Raw genomic sequence first — 17,992 nt, forward strand, 5'->3', positions numbered from 1 at the left:
TGTCGCAAGCACGGTTCTGCCTTTTGTGCTATAAAAAATCAGAAATATATTCATTGTTCAATCATACCAAACTCCTTAACATGATTGAAGATGATTTTCATTCTCATTAATGTGTTAAGGGGAGGATTTACCATGATAAAGAGAAATACATTTCGCGTCACATTCGGCATGCTGTTTGCACTTCTGATTGCCATAACAGCAGCTTGTTCCAAAAAAGAGGAAGCTGCTTCATCTGTAACAGCCAACGGTGAACAGGAAAAACCCAAAGAAATTACTGTTTCTTGGATGAGGGACTTAGGTCCGTCCAATCCACATGCGTATTATCCATCACAGTTGTTTTCACAATCTATGATTTATGAACCTCTGGTTGAGTACGGAGAAGGAGGAGAAATCAAACCCCATTTAGCTTCCAGCTGGGAAATTAGTGAGGATGGAAAAGAGTATACTTTTCATCTTCGCGAGGACGTCAAATACTCGGATGGCACACCGTTCAATGCCGCAAGCGTTAAGCGTAATATAGACGCCATTCTGCAAAACAAAACGACGCATAGCTGGTTGGGAACAGCCAAATTGCTTGATCAAGCCGAGGTCGTAGACGAGTATACGGTCAAACTGATCATGGCTGAGCCGTATTACCCGGTATTGCAGGACTTGACGACCGTACGTCCTTTTCGTTTTTTAGCTGATGCAGGCTTCCCCGAAGGCGACAATACACTGGAGAGCATTCAATCTCCAATCGGCACAGGGCCATGGATGCTTGAAGAGTACAAGCAGGATGAGTACAGCGTATTTGTGAAGAATCCGAACTATTGGGGTGAACAGCCTGAGCTGGATAAAATCACAGTCCGCATCATACCCGATGCCGAAACCCGCGTGCTAGCATTTGAGAAAGGTGATCTGGACCTCATCTTTGGAGAAGGTTCCATAAGTCTTGACGAATTTACTCGCCTGCAAAAAAATGAGAACTTTGAAACAGCATTGTCAGGCCCGCTGGGTACCCGCAATCTGATCCTGAACACGCAGAATACAAAATTGACAGATGTGCGTGTAAGGCTCGCTTTACATCAAGGATTCGATAAAGCCGGATTAATCAAGGGAATCACATCAGATGTGGAACAGCCCGCAACGCAGGTGCTAACTACCGATTATCCATATGTTAGCCAAACATTCCCTGGATTTGCGTATGATGTTGCCAAAGCATCAGCCTATTTGGATGAAGCAGGATGGGCAGTTCCAGCGTCCGGAGGGACCAGAGAGAAAAATGGAGAGAAGTTGTCATTCGAACTGATGTACGATACAACGGATCGCATCCAAAAAGCAATGGGTGAAACACTTCAGGCCGAATGGGCAGGACTCGGCGTAGAACTTCGCTTGACTGGACTTGAGTTGACTGAACAAACCAAACGTTTTCGCGAAGGTGATTACGATATAAACTTCTGGTTCAACTCCGGCGTGCCATATGATCCACATACGTTGGTCAATGCGGTAGCCGAGCCCACTTTCGGCGTTGCTGAGGCTCATATCAATATTGAAGGCAAGGCAGAACTTGACGAACAAATCAAGCAAGTACTTGCTTCTGTTGACGAAAAGCGTAGACAAGAGCTTTACGACCATATTTTACAAAAAATTCAAGATGAATCGGTCATTATACCTTTGTCCTATATTCGTCAATTCAACGTATACCAGAAAACACTCGATAACGTATCGTTTCCGGAGAGCCGATGGGATCATCCATTTAACAGCATCCGCTTAAAATAGAGTAAAGGAAGGGCCGCTCATGGCAGGTTATATTTTCAAAAGAGCACTAACGCTGATTCCGCTCGTGCTGTTCGCTACTTTCGTAGCGTTTGTGCTAATGAGGCTCTCTCCGGTTGATCCTGCGGAGGCTTACTTCTCGGCAGCTCATATCAAACCTAACGCACAAATGTTGCAGGAGAAAAGGGCAGAAATGGGACTGGACAATTCATTTATGTCTCAGTACTTGCAATCTGCTGTTCATATGTTGCAGTTGGACCTTGGCACGTCATACTTGTCATCCAAATCCGTTTGGGAAGAAATATGGAGTCGGCTACCAGCAACACTGCAATTAGCCGGAACCAGTATGGCAATAGCATTTATCACCGTCGTAATACTGGGTTATTTCTCTGCAGTTCACGCCGGGAAGTGGATAGATTACGCGGTTCGCTTCCTTTCCTATATCGGAGCGTCACTGCCACAATTCATGTTGGGTTACTTACTGATCTATGTGTTTTCCCTCCAGTGGGACTTGCTTCCAGTAGAGGGAAAGGGCACGTGGCAGCATTTAATTTTGCCATCGTTGACTCTGGCTCTGGCACTTGTGGCAACCTATGCGCGGCTGTTCCGTGAGAGTATTCTAGAGCAGTTAAAACATGCATATGTGGACTATGCACATACAAGAGGACTGAAACCACACAGCATCATGCTCAAACACGTGGTCCGCATAGCCATTCTGCCGGTCATTACCGGATTCGGTATGAATCTGGGTAGGTTAATCACCGGAACAATTATAGTCGAAAAGGTATTCTCATGGCCAGGTCTGGGACGTTTTTTTGTTGAAGCGATCTTCAACCGTGATTTACCTGTTATTCAAGGTTATGTTTTTTTTGCTGCCTGTCTTTATCTGTGCACGAGTTTGTTAACCGATCTTCTACATATGGCTGCCGATCCGAGGCTTTCCTTGCAAGAAAGGGGCAGGTGACATCATGAAGTTAATAGGTTTAGTTTTCGGCAAACGGTTGGTCGTAGGCTTGTGCATATTGTTTTTGGGTATTTGTGCGGTAACAGCCGTCTTTGCTCCATGGATAGCGCCTCACGACCCGTATAAGATTGGAATGGCTATTAAGCTGTTGCCTTCTTCAGCAGAGCATTGGCTGGGTACGGACCATTTGGGCAGAGATGTATTATCCAGACTTATCTATGGCGTCCGCATTTCGTTTGGATTGGTGTTAGGCGTCTTCTCTGTCTCAGTGCTCGTTGGCGTATCGATCGGCATGTTATCCGGCTATGTAGGTGGATGGTTGGATCAGCTGCTCATGCGAATTTGCGATGGCATGCTTGCATTTCCGAACCTGGTTCTTGTGTTAGGCATTGTTGGCATGTTAGGACCGGGCATTTATCAGGTCATTATTGCACTGCTGCTGGTACAGTGGGTGTACTATGCACGTATGACCCGAGGCCTTGTGCAGCAACTGCGTTCAGAGCCATACTTGATGGCTGCTACCATTTGCGGCTCCAGTCGATTAACCATCTTGAGAAGACATGTTTTTCCACATATTTTTCCGCAGATTGTGGTGATTGGTACGCTTGAGATGGGGTGGGCCATCATGGATATTTCAGCCCTTTCTTTCCTGGGCCTGGGCATCCAGCCTCCGACCGCTGAATGGGGAGCAATGATTAATGAGGGACGCGGCTATTTACGAGAACATCCCTCGCTAATGTTGTACCCTGGAATGTGTATTTTACTGGTAGTGACGGCGTTCAATGTATTAGGCGAATCGCTATCCCAATGGCTTGGGGTCAAAAAGGTGAAGGAAAGGAGCGGATTCCATGTTAGAAAATCATCACGCAAAGTCAGTAACATCTGAACCATTGCTCGTACTTCATGATGTCTGTGCCGATGTGATCTCTAACGGATCCTCTCAGCGGTTGCTTCACCACGTTTCGTTCTCATTGCAGCCAGGACGCGTCATTGGTCTCGCAGGTCAGAGCGGCAGTGGAAAAACGCTGACCTGTCGATCCATTCTTCAACTACTTGATTCCAGCATCCGCCTCAACGGTAGCATCAGGTTAAGAGGTAAGGAACTGAACAGTATGACCGAAAAGGAACTACGGACCATTCGTGGCAACGATATAGGTTATATCGTGCAAAATCCAATGAATGCACTGGTTTCCGTCCATACCATCGGAAGCCAGTTTGTCGAAACGATTCGTACGCATTCCCATTGCAGCAAAAGAGAGGCTTTGAGTCTGGCTCTGCAAGCTCTAGAAAGTGTAAGGCTTCCAGATCCGGCCGGACTTCTCAAAAGGTATCCATTCGAGCTTAGCGGTGGCATGTTGCAACGTGTGTTGATTGCACTCACGATGAGCTTGTCACCCTCCATCGTCATTGCGGACGAGCCGACTACCGCCCTGGATACGATCAATCAATACCGCGTACTGGAGGAACTCGAAAGGTTAAGGTTGAACAAAAACGTTGCTATACTGCTCATTACGCATGACTTTGATGTCATCGCAGAGATGGCAGATGAAGTTATTGTCATGAAGGAAGGGCGGATTGTGGAGCATAACGACGTATTATCCATATTCAATCGGCCGCAGCATGCCTACACTCAGGAATTGCTGCGAAGCCGGCTGAATGACTGAACGGAGGAGTAAACATGGCATTGCTGGAACTTTCCCGCGTTACGCATGCTTATGACACTGCACACGGCTTCTTGCGGAAATCGAAACAGGGGCCTCAAACAGTGGTGAAGGATGTCTCCATAACGCTGGAGGCAGGAGAATGCATTGGGTTGTTGGGAGGAAGTGGTGCAGGCAAGAGTACGCTCGGGAAAATCATGCTAGGCTTACAGCGGCCACAATCGGGCTCCGTACTTATTCAAGGTAAGGACATGTATACGAGCGACAAACGAACGAAGAAACAATTGCGGAAGCATGTCCAAGCCGTATTTCAAGATTGTTATTCTTCGGTCAATTCTAGGATGACGGCAGCACAAATCATTTCAGAGCCGCTCGACAATTTTGAGCGGCTAACCACCAAGGAGAAGACTTATCGTATCTGCGAAGCTCTTGACTTGGTAGGGTTGCCTACAACTGTCATGAACAAGTTACCGAAAGAATTTAGCGGTGGACAACTGCAGCGCATCAACATCGCGCGCGCCATGATTTCTAACCCCAGCTTCATCGTGCTTGATGAAGCTGTCAGTAGCCTAGATGTCGCCAACCAGGTGCATATTATCAGCGTTTTACGAGATTTAAAGGCACAAAGGGACATGTCCTATATATTTATCACGCACAATCTAAAGGCTGCTTTTGCACTGTGTGACCGATGGACCGTATTGGATAAGGGTAACCTGTGCGGGAGCTTTTCAACGAAGGCTGAAATGAAGGCATCCGAAGAGTCAGCAGTTAAGCAGTTGTTGGACGCTTCACTCTCTAAACGTCCGGAGCTCGGTACGATTCGCAAGGATAGGTACTTTCTTCATGACACAGAGCAGCGAGAAGACGCAGGGGCATGAATCGCAGCGAAGTTTTGACAGACACCTACAACGGCGGCGTATTTTCCCCCGCGTTGCTGCGCTTGTACGCCCTGACTTTTTTGTTTTACAGTGCAAACGCCTTCGTTCAGATGATATTGCCTCTTTATTCGCGCAGCGTCGGTTTGGGTAACGATAGGATTGGCATAATCGTGGGTACATATTTGCTGGTTAGCATGCTGCTGCGACCATGGGCGGGATTAGTGGTTGAGCGAATCGGGATTACCCGAATTTTACCTATCATCTTAACGGGGCATCTGTGCGTTTTGCTTTTGTACGTGTGGCAGGGCAATGTTCCTCTTATCTTCATCAGGGGTTTGCAAGGCGCCGTAGCCGCCTTTTTCTCACTGGTTGTACAAATGACCGTGATGGACCTGCTACCTGAACGCGACCGAACTCAGGGATTGTCACTGTATTTGCTGTTTGGTTTGTTGCCCTCGGTTATGATGCCTGCTCTGGGATGGATCGCCTGGGACCAAGCTGGAATGAACGGATTTTATGCGGGCCTTGCAGTTCTTGGCGGATTGACTCTCATATCGGCCTATGGAACTGGAAGAGACACGAAACGCATTACTGTGGCCATCCGTTCCTCGGAGCAGAAGACAAGAAAGAGCGATATTACTGTGAGCATACAAGCCACGCTCTGGAACCGCCATTTCATTCTGAGCAGCCTCGTGATGATAAGCACAACGATTGGATTCGGTGCGATAACGGCCTTCATGGCTTTGTACGTGGTGCAGACCGGGATTGGCAATGCGGGGGTATTTTTTTTCATACAATCAGGAGTGGTCGTAACAACGAGATTTGCTCTGCGTAAGCGACTGCCTTCGGACGGAAATTGGCATTCCTTTTATGTGGGTTTATTGTTGGTTTCAATTACGATAGGTCTGGCACTGGTTGCCATTGCCCCTTATACAGGCATGACATGGGTGATGTATGTGGGCGGCATCGCAATCGGCTATGGGATCGCAAACATGTATCCCGTTCTTGCCGCTTACCTGAGCATCGTACTTGGACAAGAACGACGAAAAATATGGATGGGTCTGTTTATCTCTATGTCCGATCTTGGAACCGTGATTGGTAGCATCGTCTTAGGTATGGCGGCAGACCATGTCGGTTACACATCCATGTTCTTGATCTCTGCGGGAGTTTCACTCAGTATTGCCATCCTTGTTGCCATGAGTAATCGTTGGATGAATGACGATCATTGAAAAGCACTGTAGTTAAGACGTTAAAAAACAACAAATTGATAATATCCCCTTTTAGAAGACAAGAATAAAAAGACATCTGGAAAGATGGATTAATCTTGTTAACCAGAAGGGTTTTTTTTATGCCGAAAAGCAATCAACCACCTGTAATTCACCAGATATATGGGTTGGACAGAAATTAGAGCCTATAGATTCCTCTATTTTGACAAAAATTCCTCAATCGTAGTAAGGTCAAGAGATGAGTAATATTGAAAGAGGGGTTTAGAAAGGTGAAGCAGGTACTGGTGATTAAGAACAAACGGTCTTTGGCGAAGAAAATCGTAAGTGGTCTAAAGCAAGAAGGATGTTTCAGTTTAACACTTCATAATGAAATTCAAGGTTTAGATATAGTATACGAGCATGAGTGGGACATTATTTTATTGGATTGGGATTCATTAAGTATATCTGGACCGGAAATTTGCAGACAAATCCGAATGGTTAAAACGACACCGATCATCATCTTGACCGACAATGTGTCCAGCAAGGATTGCATAGCAGGACTACAAGCTGGAGCAGATGATTATATAAGAAAACCATTTGCAAAAGAAGAGTTAGTAGAAAGGATAAAAGTTATTTTAAGAAGAGGAGACGGCATCCAGTCAAGCGATACACATTTTTATCAGTTTAAAGAACTCTTCGTCGATGTATCCAGTAGTATTGTGAAAAAAAAGGATGAGAATCTCCGCCTCACTAAGCGCGAGTACGATTTACTTGTGTTTTTAATCAAGAATAAAAATAGAATATTGAGCCGTGAAATGCTTTTAAATCAGGTTTGGGGATATGATGCAGCAGTAAATCCAAATGTAGTAGATTTATATATTGGGTATCTAAGAAAAAAACTAAAATGCGAGAAGAAAGACAGATACATTCAAACCATACATGGTAGAGGCTATTCAATGATTGAAAAGTAAAATTTTCCACAAGATTTTCACATAATTAATAGTTATACTGTTCCACAGAGCGTTTAAATGAAAATGATTATCAATAGCAATTAGAGCGGATAGAGATGACTATTGCTAATCATTTTTCAGAAAAAGCATTTGCAAGGGGGAAAGAAAAATTTAACTAAGTAATGCGCGCTACAATGGTTGGTGGATTTAAATCAGTAGATGTTGCGGATTCCAAGATTGATTGTGAGTGAGCTCAGGTACTATAACGTTTATTTAAGGAGAGAGTATGAAGAATGAGAAATTTTAAATTAACTGTTTTTTTAGCAATTTTTGTGTTGATGTTAGCAGCTTGTTCAAGTGCGAGTGATGAAAATGGTAACACTGAAAATAATGGACAAGAAGGTACATCTACTGAAGCTTCAACGGTTGCAATTACTGATGCTCATGGTACGGTTACTGTTCCAGTAAACCCTAAAAATGTGATTTCTTTAGATAGCAGAACTTTTGAAACTTTAGCAGATTGGGGTATCCCATTAGCAGCTGCTCCAAAGGACGTTATGCCTGCGGATTCACCATATGTAAGTGATGATTCCGTTCAAAATATTGGAAATCACCGTGAACCCAATCTTGAAATTGTAGCAGCGGCAAACCCTGAACTTGTCATTATCGGGCAACGATTTGCTGGCTATTATGATGAAATAAAAAAATTAGTGCCGAACGCAGCTGTTATTGATCTTAATTTTGATGTTTCTGAGGAAGCGGATACGCCTGGAGAAAACTTCGTAAATGGATTTAAGGATGCTACCATTTCTTTAGGACAAATCTTTGATAAAAATGAAGAAGCTAAACAATTGGTAGCTGATTTCGATAAAGCAATTGCAGATGCCAAGTCAGCTTATAATGGAACGGATACCGTTATGGGGGTTGAAGTTGCAGGTGGAAATATCGGCTTCTCAGCTCCGCATTTCGGACGTGTGTGGGGACCCATGTATGATATTTTTGGATGGAAACCAGCCCTGGAAATCGAAAATGCTACTTCTGATCATAAAGGAGACGAGATCTCTGTAGAAGCTATTGCACAAAGCAATCCGGATTGGCTTCTCGTATTAGATCGTGATGCTGCAGTATCTTCTACAACGGATGCCGTTCCAGCGCAGGATGTTATTAATAATTCAGCTGCCCTTAAAAACGTAACTGCTATTTCTAAAGGGCAGATTGTTTATGCGCCAAATGACACATACACCAATGAATCTATCCAAACTTTCATAGAGGTATTTGAAAACCTTGCAAACACTTTAGCTAAGTAGTTTAAAGGAGTATAACATAGTGCCGAAAAATATAATCGCTGAGGTTGAGAACACTTCTCAACCTCGGCTTTATAAGTACAATAAGATATGGACAAAACCGTTTATATTAGCGATTATAGTTGTTTTTATTTTAAGTATTATATCATTGTTTACTGGAGCGTATGATATACGCGGACAAGAGGATGGAATGGAAATGTTTTTCATCACTCGTGTTCCAAGAACAGCTGCTCTAATGCTTACTGGAGCTGCCATGTCCATGGCGGGACTTGTAATGCAACTTATTACACAGAACCGTTTGGTTGAACCTACCACAACTGGAACTATTGAATGGTCAGGGTTGGGACTTCTTTCTGTTTATTTATTATTTCCTGCACCTACTTTAGTTCAAAGAATGACTGGTGCAATCCTTTTTTCTTTTATAGGAACGATGGTTTTCTTTTTATTTTTAAAAAGAGTTAAACTTCGTTCGTCTTTGATTGTACCTATTATCGGGATGATGCTTGGAGCAGTTATTTCTGCATTTTCCACTTTTATCGGGCTTGTTTTTCAAATGACACAAAATATTGAAACCTGGTTTGTAGGTTCTTTTGCGCCTGTTCAAGCTGGAAGATATGAATATCTTTGGCTGATTGTTATCGTTACTTTTCTTATTTTTATGTATGCTAATCGATTGACGTTAGCTGGACTAGGGGAAGATGTCGCAACAAGTCTTGGAGCGAACTATAATAGGATTGTTTTTGTGGGTACGGGTCTTATTTCTCTTGCAGTTGGAATTGTTGCAGCAGTGATCGGAAACTTGCCTTTTTTAGGTTTGATTGTACCCAATATTGTTTCAATGTTCAGAGGCGATGATCTTAGGAGTAATTTGCCTTGGGTATGTGTGATAGGCATGGGTACTATAACGGTTTGCGACATCATTTCTCGAACCATTATCAAGCCTTTTGAAGTACCGGTCTCATTGATCCTTGGAACCGTAGGGGCAATCGTATTTATTCTTATTTTGTTGAGACAAAGGAAACAAAGGAGGCTAAGATGACCACATTGGAATATAGAAATAAAGAAAATGTCGAAATCGATTCCAGCCTCCATAATGTAAAAAGATCAGCCAGAGCTTTTCGTTCTAAGAAAGAAGAGAAGCGGTATTGGATTTTGCTGATCACATTGATTGTTTTGGGTGTACTTTCTTCGTATGGACTTTTAGTTTATAACAATCCAGTTCCCATTGATTCTCCTTCTTTTATTCCAGTGGTTAGAAGAAGGGTAGATGCTCTTGTTGCAATGATTATTGCTGCGATTTGTCAGAGTTTGTCGACCGTTGCTTTCCAATCGATTACGAACAATCGGATAATAACTCCTTCACTTTTAGGATTCGAGTCACTATACTCAACCATTCAGACTAGTACAATATTTTTCTTTGGTGCTGGTGCATTCATCAATTTTACTGGTATTGGATCCTTTGCATTTCAGGTTATTGTTATGGTCTTGATGAGTTTAATCCTTTATGGATGGTTGCTTTCTGGAAAGTATGGAAATCTGCAACTTATGCTTTTGGTGGGAATTATTATTGGAGCTGGACTGAGATCTGTGTCAACTTTTATGAGAAGACTTCTTGCGCCGTCTGAGTTTGATATTTTACAGGCAAGATTATTTGGTTCTGTGAATAATGCGAATTCTGAATATTATCCTGTTGCCATTCCAATTGTGATTATTGCAGGATTTCTTCTAATTGCGTTTGCTAAGAAGTTAAATGTATTATCACTTGGAAAAGATGTCTCTACTACTTTTGGAGTAAAACATCAAGCAAGTATAATTTATACACTTATATTAGTTGCCGTTTTGATGTCAATTTCTACGGCTATGGTTGGACCACTAACGTTCTATGGGTTTTTAATTGCAACTTTGAGTTATCAAGCAGCGCCAACTTATGATCACAGATATATTTTTCCAATGGCTCTTGCTATCGGATTCTTGATCATAACAAGTGCTTACTTTTTGATGTATCATATATTCAATGCACAAGGTGTGGTTTCAGTCATAATCGAACTGTTTGGTGGAATCATATTCTTAATTGTGATTTTAAGGAAGAGGGCTTTATGATAAAGATTGATAACGCAAGAAAGCTGTATGCCGATAAGGTGAAAATAGGACCCTTGAATATTGAAATACCAAAGGCTTGTTTTACTTCTTTAATTGGGCCAAATGGTGCTGGAAAGTCTACGACACTCTTGATGATTGGAAGACTTTTGGGTATAGATGAAGGCCAAATTATGGTGGCGGACATGGATATCTCTGAATCTAAATCAAAAGACTTAGCCAAAATTGTGACTATCTTGCGACAAGAGAATCACTTTGTTACAAGGCTTACTGTTAGACAGCTAGCTGGATTTGGGCGTTTTCCCTATTCAAAGGGAAGATTAACGAAAGAAGATGAGGCTATTATTTCTAAATATATCGACTTTTTAGACTTGACTGATCTGGAAAATAGATATTTAGATGAGCTTTCTGGTGGGCAAAGGCAAAGGGCATATGTAGCAATGGTTCTGTGCCAAGAAACGGAATATGTGCTCTTGGACGAGCCGCTGAACAATCTTGATGTTGCTCGTTCTGTTCAAATGATGGAACATTTGAGGCTTGCTGCAAAGGAATTTGGAAGAACCATTCTGACTGTTATGCATGACATCAATTTTGCAGCCAAATATTCTGATCGGATTTGTGCTATGAAAGATGGTCAAATTGCCGCTTTTGGAACAGTAGAAGAGATTATGAATTCAGAAATTTTGACAGATATTTTTGAAACAAAAATAGAAATTATCGAGGGTCCTTATGGGCCCATAGCGATTTATTAGTTACAATGTTCTGAGAAATCATTTTATGATAGGGATAGGGATGTAAACAGTCTTCTTAGAGATGATTGCTTACATCCCTATTCTTTATTTGAATTGAAATTAATATCCAAAAGTAAAACAAATATCAATTTTAATCAAATTCCAATTTTAGTTTGATATAGTTCTATTGGGTGTACGGATTAAGTAAACGTAAAGGTAGGAATAGCCATGGGAGATATCATTAATCAAATATTGGAAGTTATCACGGGGATGGGATATTGGGGGATTTTGCTGGGTATGACGCTTGAAGTTATTCCAAGTGAAATTGTTTTAGCTTATGCAGGTTATTTAGTTTATCACGGACAATTGAGTCTGGTTGAGGCAGTAATTTTTGGGACACTGGGGTGTTTGCTGCAGCATGTGATTTTGTATGCAATTGGAAGATACGGAGGAAGAATGCTAGTAGATAAGTACGGAAAATATTTGCATATAAAATCCAAGCACGTGGATATGACTGAACGCTGGTTCCAGAAGTATGGAGTTGGTGTGGTGTTCACCTCGCGCTTTATTCCTGTTGTTAGACAAGCAATCTCCATTCCAGCAGGTATTGCCAAAATGAATATTTTTATTTTTTTACTTTTTTCAGGCTTGGCCTCAATTCCATGGGCGATTCTATTCGTATTTCTAGGTAAAACATTAGGCGAGAATTGGAAAAATATTAATGAGATAGCCGCCCCATATACACAACCTTTTTTATGGGGAGCTGTCGGTTTGATGTTTATCTACGTTGTGTTTAAAACTATTAGACACAAGAAAGTTCAATAGGTAACTTGAATTAGTTGACTTTGAGCATCTTAAAAAAGACTTTACTGGCACTATGCGAGTAAAGTCTTTTTTTTATTAACTAATTACAGTAGGGCACAACACGAATTACATCTTTGGGTTCGTTCTACGGTGCATCCTTAACAAGGAAAAAAGATCTGAACTGTAGTCCCTTCATGTTCTTTACTCAAAATTTGAATTCTTCCGTCATATCGTTTTACCAAGCGTTCCGCGATGGCAAGTCCCAATCCAGACCCACCTTCAGCTCGGCTTCTGGCTTTGTCAACTCGGTAAAAGCGATTGAAAACGTGAGGGAGATCTTCTTCTGGTATCCCTATACCTTTATCAGTTATTTCTATACCAACTGCTCCTTCATATCGCTGAACTGCTACTTTAATCCAGGTGGAATCATTCGAATATTTCACAGCGTTATCCAGTAAAATCATCAGAATCTGTTCCAAATGTTGAGGAGGTATCCGCACATTCAATCCTTTGGCTTGATTGATATTCTGTTCAAAAACAAACATTGGATGTAGAACTGAAAACTGATTAATTGTGTACAGGATCAGTTGATGAATTTCAGTAGAGAAATCTTCTTTGCTTATGGGTTCAGACTCTGCACGACTTAAGTCGAGCAGTTCTTTTACAAGCGCTTTAAGTCGTTGCAATTCCTGCACAGATAACTGTAGGGATTCTTCTAGAATTTTCGGATCATGTTTACCCCATCGATTCAACAAAGAAATATGACCTTCTATAACAGTAAGTGGTGTCCGCAACTCGTGGGAGGCATCCTCCACAAATTGTTTCTGTTGTTCAAAAGACCATTCCAACTGATCCATTAATCGGTTAAAGGTAAATGCCAAATCAGCAAGCTCATCATGATGACCAGTTACACGTACACGTTCGTGCAAACCTTTCTGGGCAATACTATCCATCGTTTTGTTCATGGCTGTAATAGGTTTCAATAAGGTGCGTGATAAGATAGCACCTCCAACAGCACTTAACAAAACGGCGCCTACTCCACCGGCGAGCAAAACGATGAGCATCTTGTCGCTGAGCTTATCTTCATTTTCCATGTTTTTGACGATCTCAATGGTTCCCATCCATGAACCTAAATGGAGTGGGCTTCGCATAATCAACAAATGGTCGTCATGATGCCACATGGTAATTACTTCGTCGGAAACCGTTGTTTGTGGTGTCACCCAATCTTCTGATAGGTGATTTGATACTGATAATATTGGATAACCATGTTCATCGAGAATCCGCACCATTTGATTCATTTGAATGACATCATCAATGAATCCACGACTTTTCTGAATCAATGTAGTATCATTTTTTTCAACTAGATGGCTTTTGATCTCCTGCATTTTTGTTCGAATGGCATCTTCTTCTTGATGAATCAACCATTGACTGAGGACAAAATACTGTCCTACGTTATAGACAATGAAGAGGGTACTTAACAAGAAAAATGACCAAGTAGCCAATTTCCAGCGAATAGGCAGTTGGCTGAATCTTAGATTAATATGTCGCATTACTGTATTTTGTACCCCAATCCACGAATGGTTTGAATAATACTGGGACATTCGATGTCATCGATTTTACTTCTCAAATAACTGATGTAAACATCTACAACGTTTGTTTCTACCTCAGCATCATACCCCCAGACTTTTTCAAGCAACATCTCTCTAGTCATTACACGTCCCATATTTTTCATTAAAATAAACAGCAAGTCGAATTCTCTCTTAGTCAAATCAATCTGTCTTCCTTTTTTTTGCACAGTGCGGGATTCAGGTTCTAATTCTAGGTCATCAAATACAAGAAACGGCCGTTCTTCTTTAGAAAGAGCTCTGCGGAACAGTGATCTCATACGAGCCAGTAGTTCCTCAATAGCAAAAGGTTTGGCAATGTAGTCATCTGCTCCACTATCGAGTCCCATCACCTTGTCCATTACACCGTCTCTGGCTGTTAACATTACGATGGGCGTATCTTTTTCTCTTCGGATTCTTCTACAAACCTCCATACCATTGATACTGGGTAGCATCAAATCAAGAATAATCATGTCCCACTCCTCCTCAAGCGCCTGATCTAATCCTTTACGTCCGTCATGAATCACGGTCACTAGATAAGACTCATGTTTGAGTTCAAGTTCAATAAATCTCGCAATATTCTTTTCGTCTTCAATCAGTAAAATGTTTTTCATGATTGTCATCGGTCCCTTTAGTATGGATTCTTCTGGTCTATCTGAGTTTATAACGATTACATTAGAAAATCCTTAAAAAGGATGCTTTATTTCTTATTGTCTCTTAAGAAAGATTGTATACACTTGGATTTGAAGTGAACTAATTAAATTATGAACAAGGAAGTGATGACGTGAGTCAAGTCACAAAAATCAGAACAGCAGTACATACCGGAATGGAAAGTGAAGCGAAAACCATTGAGAAAAAAACTAAAAAGAAACCAAATCAAAAGAAATCTGCATGGAAAATTTGGTTGTTTATTTTAGTCATGTTGGGCGTACTTGTGGGGTATACAGTCCTAAAGGTACCTGCTACCAAGGATTTGTTTTTTACTGCGTTAGGTGGGAGCGGTTCATCAAGTAACAATCCCTCAGAAGTTAAACCGACACTGGTTACGGATGTTAAACCAAAACCGACGAAAACAGACAGGCAAATGCCGAGTACAACGCTAACAAATAATGCGGGCACGATTATACCGTCCAAGGAAACTCTCGAGGCAGGTGTACACATTGCCGAAGCAAAAGATATAGCAAAAGTGTATGCGGCAATGATGCCAAACAAAGCAGCAGCTATTCTAGAGAAGCAGTCCACTGTAACGATCGTTTATGCAATGACAGAGATGTCGACGGAAGAAAGATCGAAAATATGGAGTAAAATGGATCCTGCTGTTGTTGCAGATGTCTCAGCTCAAATAAAACCGCGGGCTCTCGTAAAAGATAAGGATCTTGCAGCTTTACAGAAAAAAATCCATTCTGAGGCAAAGGATACACAAAACAAGTCGATACAAGATCTATCTAATCTTTATTCGGATATGCCAGTTACTGCAGCAGCCAAACTGATTCAGGAAATGATGAAGACGGATTCAGATACTACAATCCAAGTAATAAAAAAAATGAATGAACAAAATCAATCTAAACTGCTGACAGCTATGGCATCGAACAAGGGAATGGCAAGTACGGCTACTAAAATCATCCAAGCCTTAGGGAAGTAATAAGCACAGGTGTCCATTAAGGAATCCATGTATTTAAATTTGTAGGTCTATGAGAATATTCGTTGAGCTGTTATTCTCGCTTTATATATTTCCTGTACAACATGAAACAGGGTATTAACCAAGAGGCACTTACAAAATATCCTCCAATGATGTCGCTAGGATAATGTACACCCAGATATATGCGGCTGATTCCGATTCCAAGAATTAAAAAGGAACTTATCAGAACTAAGATTATACGTCCCACCAATGTAGGCACATGTTTCCAGAGCATAAAAGACAAAGCACCATAGAAGCTAAAAGCAGACATCGAATGACCACTCGGAAAACTGTAACCATGAGCATCTATGATCCGGTGAATGAGTGGTCGATCTCGGTGAAATAGGAATTTGAGGCATGCATTTAACACAGTAGAGCCAACCATAACACCAATCAAGAAGCCCAGTTCTTTGTGGTAACTCAAATATCGATACATAATGAAGAGAGCCAAAAGAATGATAATGATTAATGGTAACCCTCCGCCAATGTCCGTAAACAACTTCATTAGGCTTGTTATTGCAGGTGTCTCGAAACCTTGAATCCATGATCCAACACTTTGGTCAAAATTGCGAATGTGATTGTTATAGATACTCAAAACATCCACACCGAAGCTAGTAAAACAAACGAGAAGTATGAGGATTGGAAGTATTTTCTTGAAATTAGACATATTAAACATAATTCCTCCATGCAATGTATTTAATCGCTTTAACGTTTCACCAGTCTACTCTTGTTTGTTAAGAATTCTCTGTGAGAAGAATAAAAAAATCTTAATAAACGAGATCATATTATTCTTAAGCGGAGCAACAAAATCTGCGATTAATTTGGTTGGAGGCTTTTTCAGTGTCTATATAACAGAGGCTTGAGCAAAATACAGGTTGGTGTTCTTCTTTATCCTGTGAGTAAATGGGGGGGATATGTGAACCCTTTCATTGTGTTATATTTTATAGAAATTGGTTCATTCCACTCCTATTAAGTAGGTAATACCAAGCATATAATTGAGCTTGTACAGAGGTGCCATCCAAGCAAATCGATTGTTTCAATGCATTGAATGGTAACCTAACATAACGGGGGTTTTGAGCCTGGCAGGACAGAAGGACCTTGTGTTTTACAGGGGAGTTTGGTTCCGCCATATCGGCGTGTTGAAACCTCGGAAGCGGAGATGAATGCATGAACACAGATCATGTACGAAAGTCTCGTATCGAGCGAATCTCTCTCAAAAATCGAATTCTTTTTCTTTTTTCGGCCGTAGCCCTCATTCCATTCCTCTTTTCCTGCTACCTATCCTACCGTACGATCAATTCCATTCTGACAACCAAATTACAATCCGGCATTCAGAACAATCTGAAACAGGTGACGTTATCCCTAGAAAATACGCTCAGCAACCTGAATCATGTATCCCAACAGCTCGCCTTTGAGGGAAGCATCGGCAAACAGCTGGAGCAGCTCATGATTGCGGATCAACCTTATGACCGCAGTGATTTGACCGACCAGATCAAATACCAGTTGAACCTAATTGCATTTACCAATCCCAATATTGGGTTATCCATGTACTATTTCCGCGATGACGGTATCTATCTATTTGAAACAATGGGAGTAAAGGATTCATTCGATCCAGACAAGCTGCCGATCATGGCCAGTTATTATGGAATCACTTATTTCGGGCCCCATATCAGCAACGACAGGTTTAACGATCAATACGTCCTTTCGGCATTGCGAAAGGTGGATTTGCCGGAACGTGATGATGCCTACATATACAGTGAATCCAGCTTCAAGCTAACGCAAAGCATTCTTGATTTAGACGGTATCAGCAAAAATACGGCCCATCTCATTTTGGATAACCATGGAAGGGTCTCTTACAGCGAGTTAGAGGATGTTTTTCCCGAAAATACAACGTTTTCGGTTCCTGACGATACTTCGCTTGCTGTGTCAACTTCAGGAATCGCTTCAGGCTATTACTGGTACAGGCAATACAGCAACCAGGGATGGAGCGTGGTCTCCCTAGTCTCCAAGGCGGATTACAATCAGGAGAAAAACCATTGGATGATGCAGATGTTTCTGTTAACCTTGCTGTTTGCTGCAGTTAGTTTGGCCATCGGCTGGTTGTTGTGGAAAATGGTATACAGACCCTTGTCCCAATTCCACCGGGAAATGAAGCAGATGCTTAACAGCAATTTCAACGTGGTGGATGCGAACTCGCGCATTCCGGAATTCGAAATGCTGCTGACGCAATTCGGTCGGATGAAGGCGCATATTGCGAGGTTATATTCCGAGGTAGAGTTGAAAGAGAAACGCAGGGCAGATCTGGAAATTGAAAAGCTGCTTTACCAGATCAACCCACACTTTTTGATGAATACGCTGGAT

The 17,992-nt window shown here is 41.7% G+C and carries 17 protein-coding genes; 14 read left to right on the top strand and 3 right to left on the bottom strand.

What is annotated here, in order from left to right; translation table 11 throughout:
• Nucleotides 1–132 precede the first annotated feature (132 nt).
• From nikA to uptA, 12 genes are all read left to right on the top strand, one after another.
• A complete protein-coding gene (gene nikA / locus DC345_RS29890; RefSeq protein WP_113056232.1) occupies nt 133–1,758 on the top strand; it encodes a nickel ABC transporter substrate-binding protein in 1,626 nt (541 codons plus the stop codon).
• 19 nt (nt 1,759–1,777) lie between these two features.
• Entirely contained in the window at nt 1,778–2,719 is a 942-nt protein-coding gene (locus DC345_RS29895; RefSeq protein WP_113056233.1) for an ABC transporter permease, read from the top strand.
• A gap of 4 nt (nt 2,720–2,723) precedes the next feature.
• Nucleotides 2,724–3,605 (top strand): nickel transporter permease, encoded by an 882-nt coding sequence (gene nikC, locus DC345_RS29900; protein WP_113056247.1) that lies wholly within the window; start codon nt 2,724–2,726, stop codon nt 3,603–3,605.
• On the top strand, nt 3,568–4,383 hold the full coding sequence (locus DC345_RS29905) for an ABC transporter ATP-binding protein (protein ID WP_113056234.1): 816 nt from the start codon (nt 3,568–3,570) through the stop codon (nt 4,381–4,383). Before nikC ends, DC345_RS29905 begins: the two co-directional genes overlap by 38 nt.
• 14 nt (nt 4,384–4,397) lie before the next feature.
• Nucleotides 4,398–5,258, top strand: a complete 861-nt coding sequence (locus DC345_RS29910; protein ID WP_113056235.1) for an ATP-binding cassette domain-containing protein — start codon at nt 4,398–4,400, stop codon at nt 5,256–5,258.
• Entirely contained in the window at nt 5,255–6,487 is a 1,233-nt protein-coding gene (gene cntE, locus DC345_RS29915) for a staphylopine family metallophore export MFS transporter CntE (protein ID WP_113056236.1), read from the top strand. Before DC345_RS29910 ends, cntE begins: the two co-directional genes overlap by 4 nt.
• Nucleotides 6,488–6,753: 266 nt before the next feature.
• Nucleotides 6,754–7,434, top strand: a complete 681-nt coding sequence (locus tag DC345_RS29920) for a response regulator transcription factor (RefSeq protein WP_113056248.1) — start codon at nt 6,754–6,756, stop codon at nt 7,432–7,434.
• Between the two features lie 272 nt (nt 7,435–7,706).
• Entirely contained in the window at nt 7,707–8,720 is a 1,014-nt protein-coding gene (locus tag DC345_RS29925; RefSeq protein ID WP_113056237.1) for a siderophore ABC transporter substrate-binding protein, read from the top strand.
• A gap of 19 nt (nt 8,721–8,739) precedes the next feature.
• Nucleotides 8,740–9,756, top strand: coding sequence for an ABC transporter permease (locus DC345_RS29930; protein WP_113056238.1), 1,017 nt, complete (start codon nt 8,740–8,742; stop codon nt 9,754–9,756).
• Nucleotides 9,753–10,817 (top strand): iron chelate uptake ABC transporter family permease subunit, encoded by a 1,065-nt coding sequence (locus tag DC345_RS29935; protein ID WP_113056239.1) that lies wholly within the window; start codon nt 9,753–9,755, stop codon nt 10,815–10,817. The genes DC345_RS29930 and DC345_RS29935 overlap by 4 nt, the downstream gene beginning before the upstream one ends.
• The gene (locus DC345_RS29940) at nt 10,814–11,566 is read left to right on the top strand and encodes an iron ABC transporter ATP-binding protein (RefSeq protein ID WP_113056240.1); all 753 of its coding nucleotides are present in this window, start codon (nt 10,814–10,816) and stop codon (nt 11,564–11,566) included. Before DC345_RS29935 ends, DC345_RS29940 begins: the two co-directional genes overlap by 4 nt.
• A gap of 207 nt (nt 11,567–11,773) precedes the next feature.
• Complete coding sequence (gene uptA / locus DC345_RS29945) at nt 11,774–12,370, top strand: undecaprenyl phosphate transporter UptA (protein WP_113056241.1); 597 nt, start codon at nt 11,774–11,776, stop codon at nt 12,368–12,370.
• 137 nt (nt 12,371–12,507) lie between these two features.
• On the opposite strand, the gene DC345_RS29950 is transcribed toward uptA, so the two are convergent.
• Nucleotides 12,508–13,899, bottom strand: a complete 1,392-nt coding sequence (locus DC345_RS29950; protein WP_113056242.1) for a HAMP domain-containing sensor histidine kinase — start codon at nt 13,897–13,899, stop codon at nt 12,508–12,510.
• Nucleotides 13,899–14,567 (bottom strand): response regulator transcription factor, encoded by a 669-nt coding sequence (locus tag DC345_RS29955; RefSeq protein ID WP_113056243.1) that lies wholly within the window; start codon nt 14,565–14,567, stop codon nt 13,899–13,901. Before DC345_RS29955 ends, DC345_RS29950 begins: the two co-directional genes overlap by 1 nt.
• A gap of 170 nt (nt 14,568–14,737) precedes the next feature.
• Between DC345_RS29955 and DC345_RS29960 the strand changes: the two genes are divergently transcribed.
• Nucleotides 14,738–15,595, top strand: coding sequence for a hypothetical protein (locus DC345_RS29960; protein ID WP_113056244.1), 858 nt, complete (start codon nt 14,738–14,740; stop codon nt 15,593–15,595).
• A gap of 70 nt (nt 15,596–15,665) precedes the next feature.
• Here DC345_RS29960 and DC345_RS32380 read toward each other — a convergent pair whose 3' ends face one another.
• Nucleotides 15,666–16,307 carry a phosphatase PAP2 family protein gene (locus tag DC345_RS32380; RefSeq protein WP_113056245.1) on the bottom strand — a complete coding sequence of 214 codons (642 nt, stop codon included), beginning with the start codon at nt 16,305–16,307 and terminating at the stop codon, nt 15,666–15,668.
• Between the two features lie 491 nt (nt 16,308–16,798).
• On the opposite strand from DC345_RS32380, the gene DC345_RS29970 reads away from it, so the two are divergent.
• Nucleotides 16,799–17,992 (top strand): sensor histidine kinase (locus DC345_RS29970; RefSeq protein WP_113056246.1); only part of this gene is annotated, 1,194 nt, incomplete at its 3' end.

This window comes from Paenibacillus taichungensis (assembly GCF_003287275.1).
Taxonomy (GTDB): domain Bacteria; phylum Bacillota; class Bacilli; order Paenibacillales; family Paenibacillaceae; genus Paenibacillus; species Paenibacillus taichungensis_A.

Bases quoted from the DNA above. Each gene is read 5' to 3' on its own strand.
- DC345_RS29910 (WP_113056235.1), top strand. From the start codon at position 4,398: ATGGCATTGCTGGAACTTTCCCGCGTTACGCATGCTTATGACACTGCA.
- nikC (WP_113056247.1), top strand. From the start codon at position 2,724: ATGAAGTTAATAGGTTTAGTTTTCGGCAAACGGTTGGTCGTAGGCTTG.
- uptA (WP_113056241.1), top strand. From the start codon at position 11,774: ATGGGAGATATCATTAATCAAATATTGGAAGTTATCACGGGGATGGGA.
- nikA (WP_113056232.1), top strand. From the start codon at position 133: ATGATAAAGAGAAATACATTTCGCGTCACATTCGGCATGCTGTTTGCA.
- cntE (WP_113056236.1), top strand. From the start codon at position 5,255: ATGAATCGCAGCGAAGTTTTGACAGACACCTACAACGGCGGCGTATTT.
- DC345_RS32380 (WP_113056245.1), bottom strand. From the start codon at position 16,307: ATGTTTAATATGTCTAATTTCAAGAAAATACTTCCAATCCTCATACTT.
- DC345_RS29955 (WP_113056243.1), bottom strand. From the start codon at position 14,567: ATGAAAAACATTTTACTGATTGAAGACGAAAAGAATATTGCGAGATTT.
- DC345_RS29925 (WP_113056237.1), top strand. From the start codon at position 7,707: ATGAGAAATTTTAAATTAACTGTTTTTTTAGCAATTTTTGTGTTGATG.
- DC345_RS29895 (WP_113056233.1), top strand. From the start codon at position 1,778: ATGGCAGGTTATATTTTCAAAAGAGCACTAACGCTGATTCCGCTCGTG.
- DC345_RS29935 (WP_113056239.1), top strand. From the start codon at position 9,753: ATGACCACATTGGAATATAGAAATAAAGAAAATGTCGAAATCGATTCC.
- DC345_RS29950 (WP_113056242.1), bottom strand. From the start codon at position 13,899: ATGCGACATATTAATCTAAGATTCAGCCAACTGCCTATTCGCTGGAAA.
- DC345_RS29905 (WP_113056234.1), top strand. From the start codon at position 3,568: ATGTTAGAAAATCATCACGCAAAGTCAGTAACATCTGAACCATTGCTC.
- DC345_RS29940 (WP_113056240.1), top strand. From the start codon at position 10,814: ATGATAAAGATTGATAACGCAAGAAAGCTGTATGCCGATAAGGTGAAA.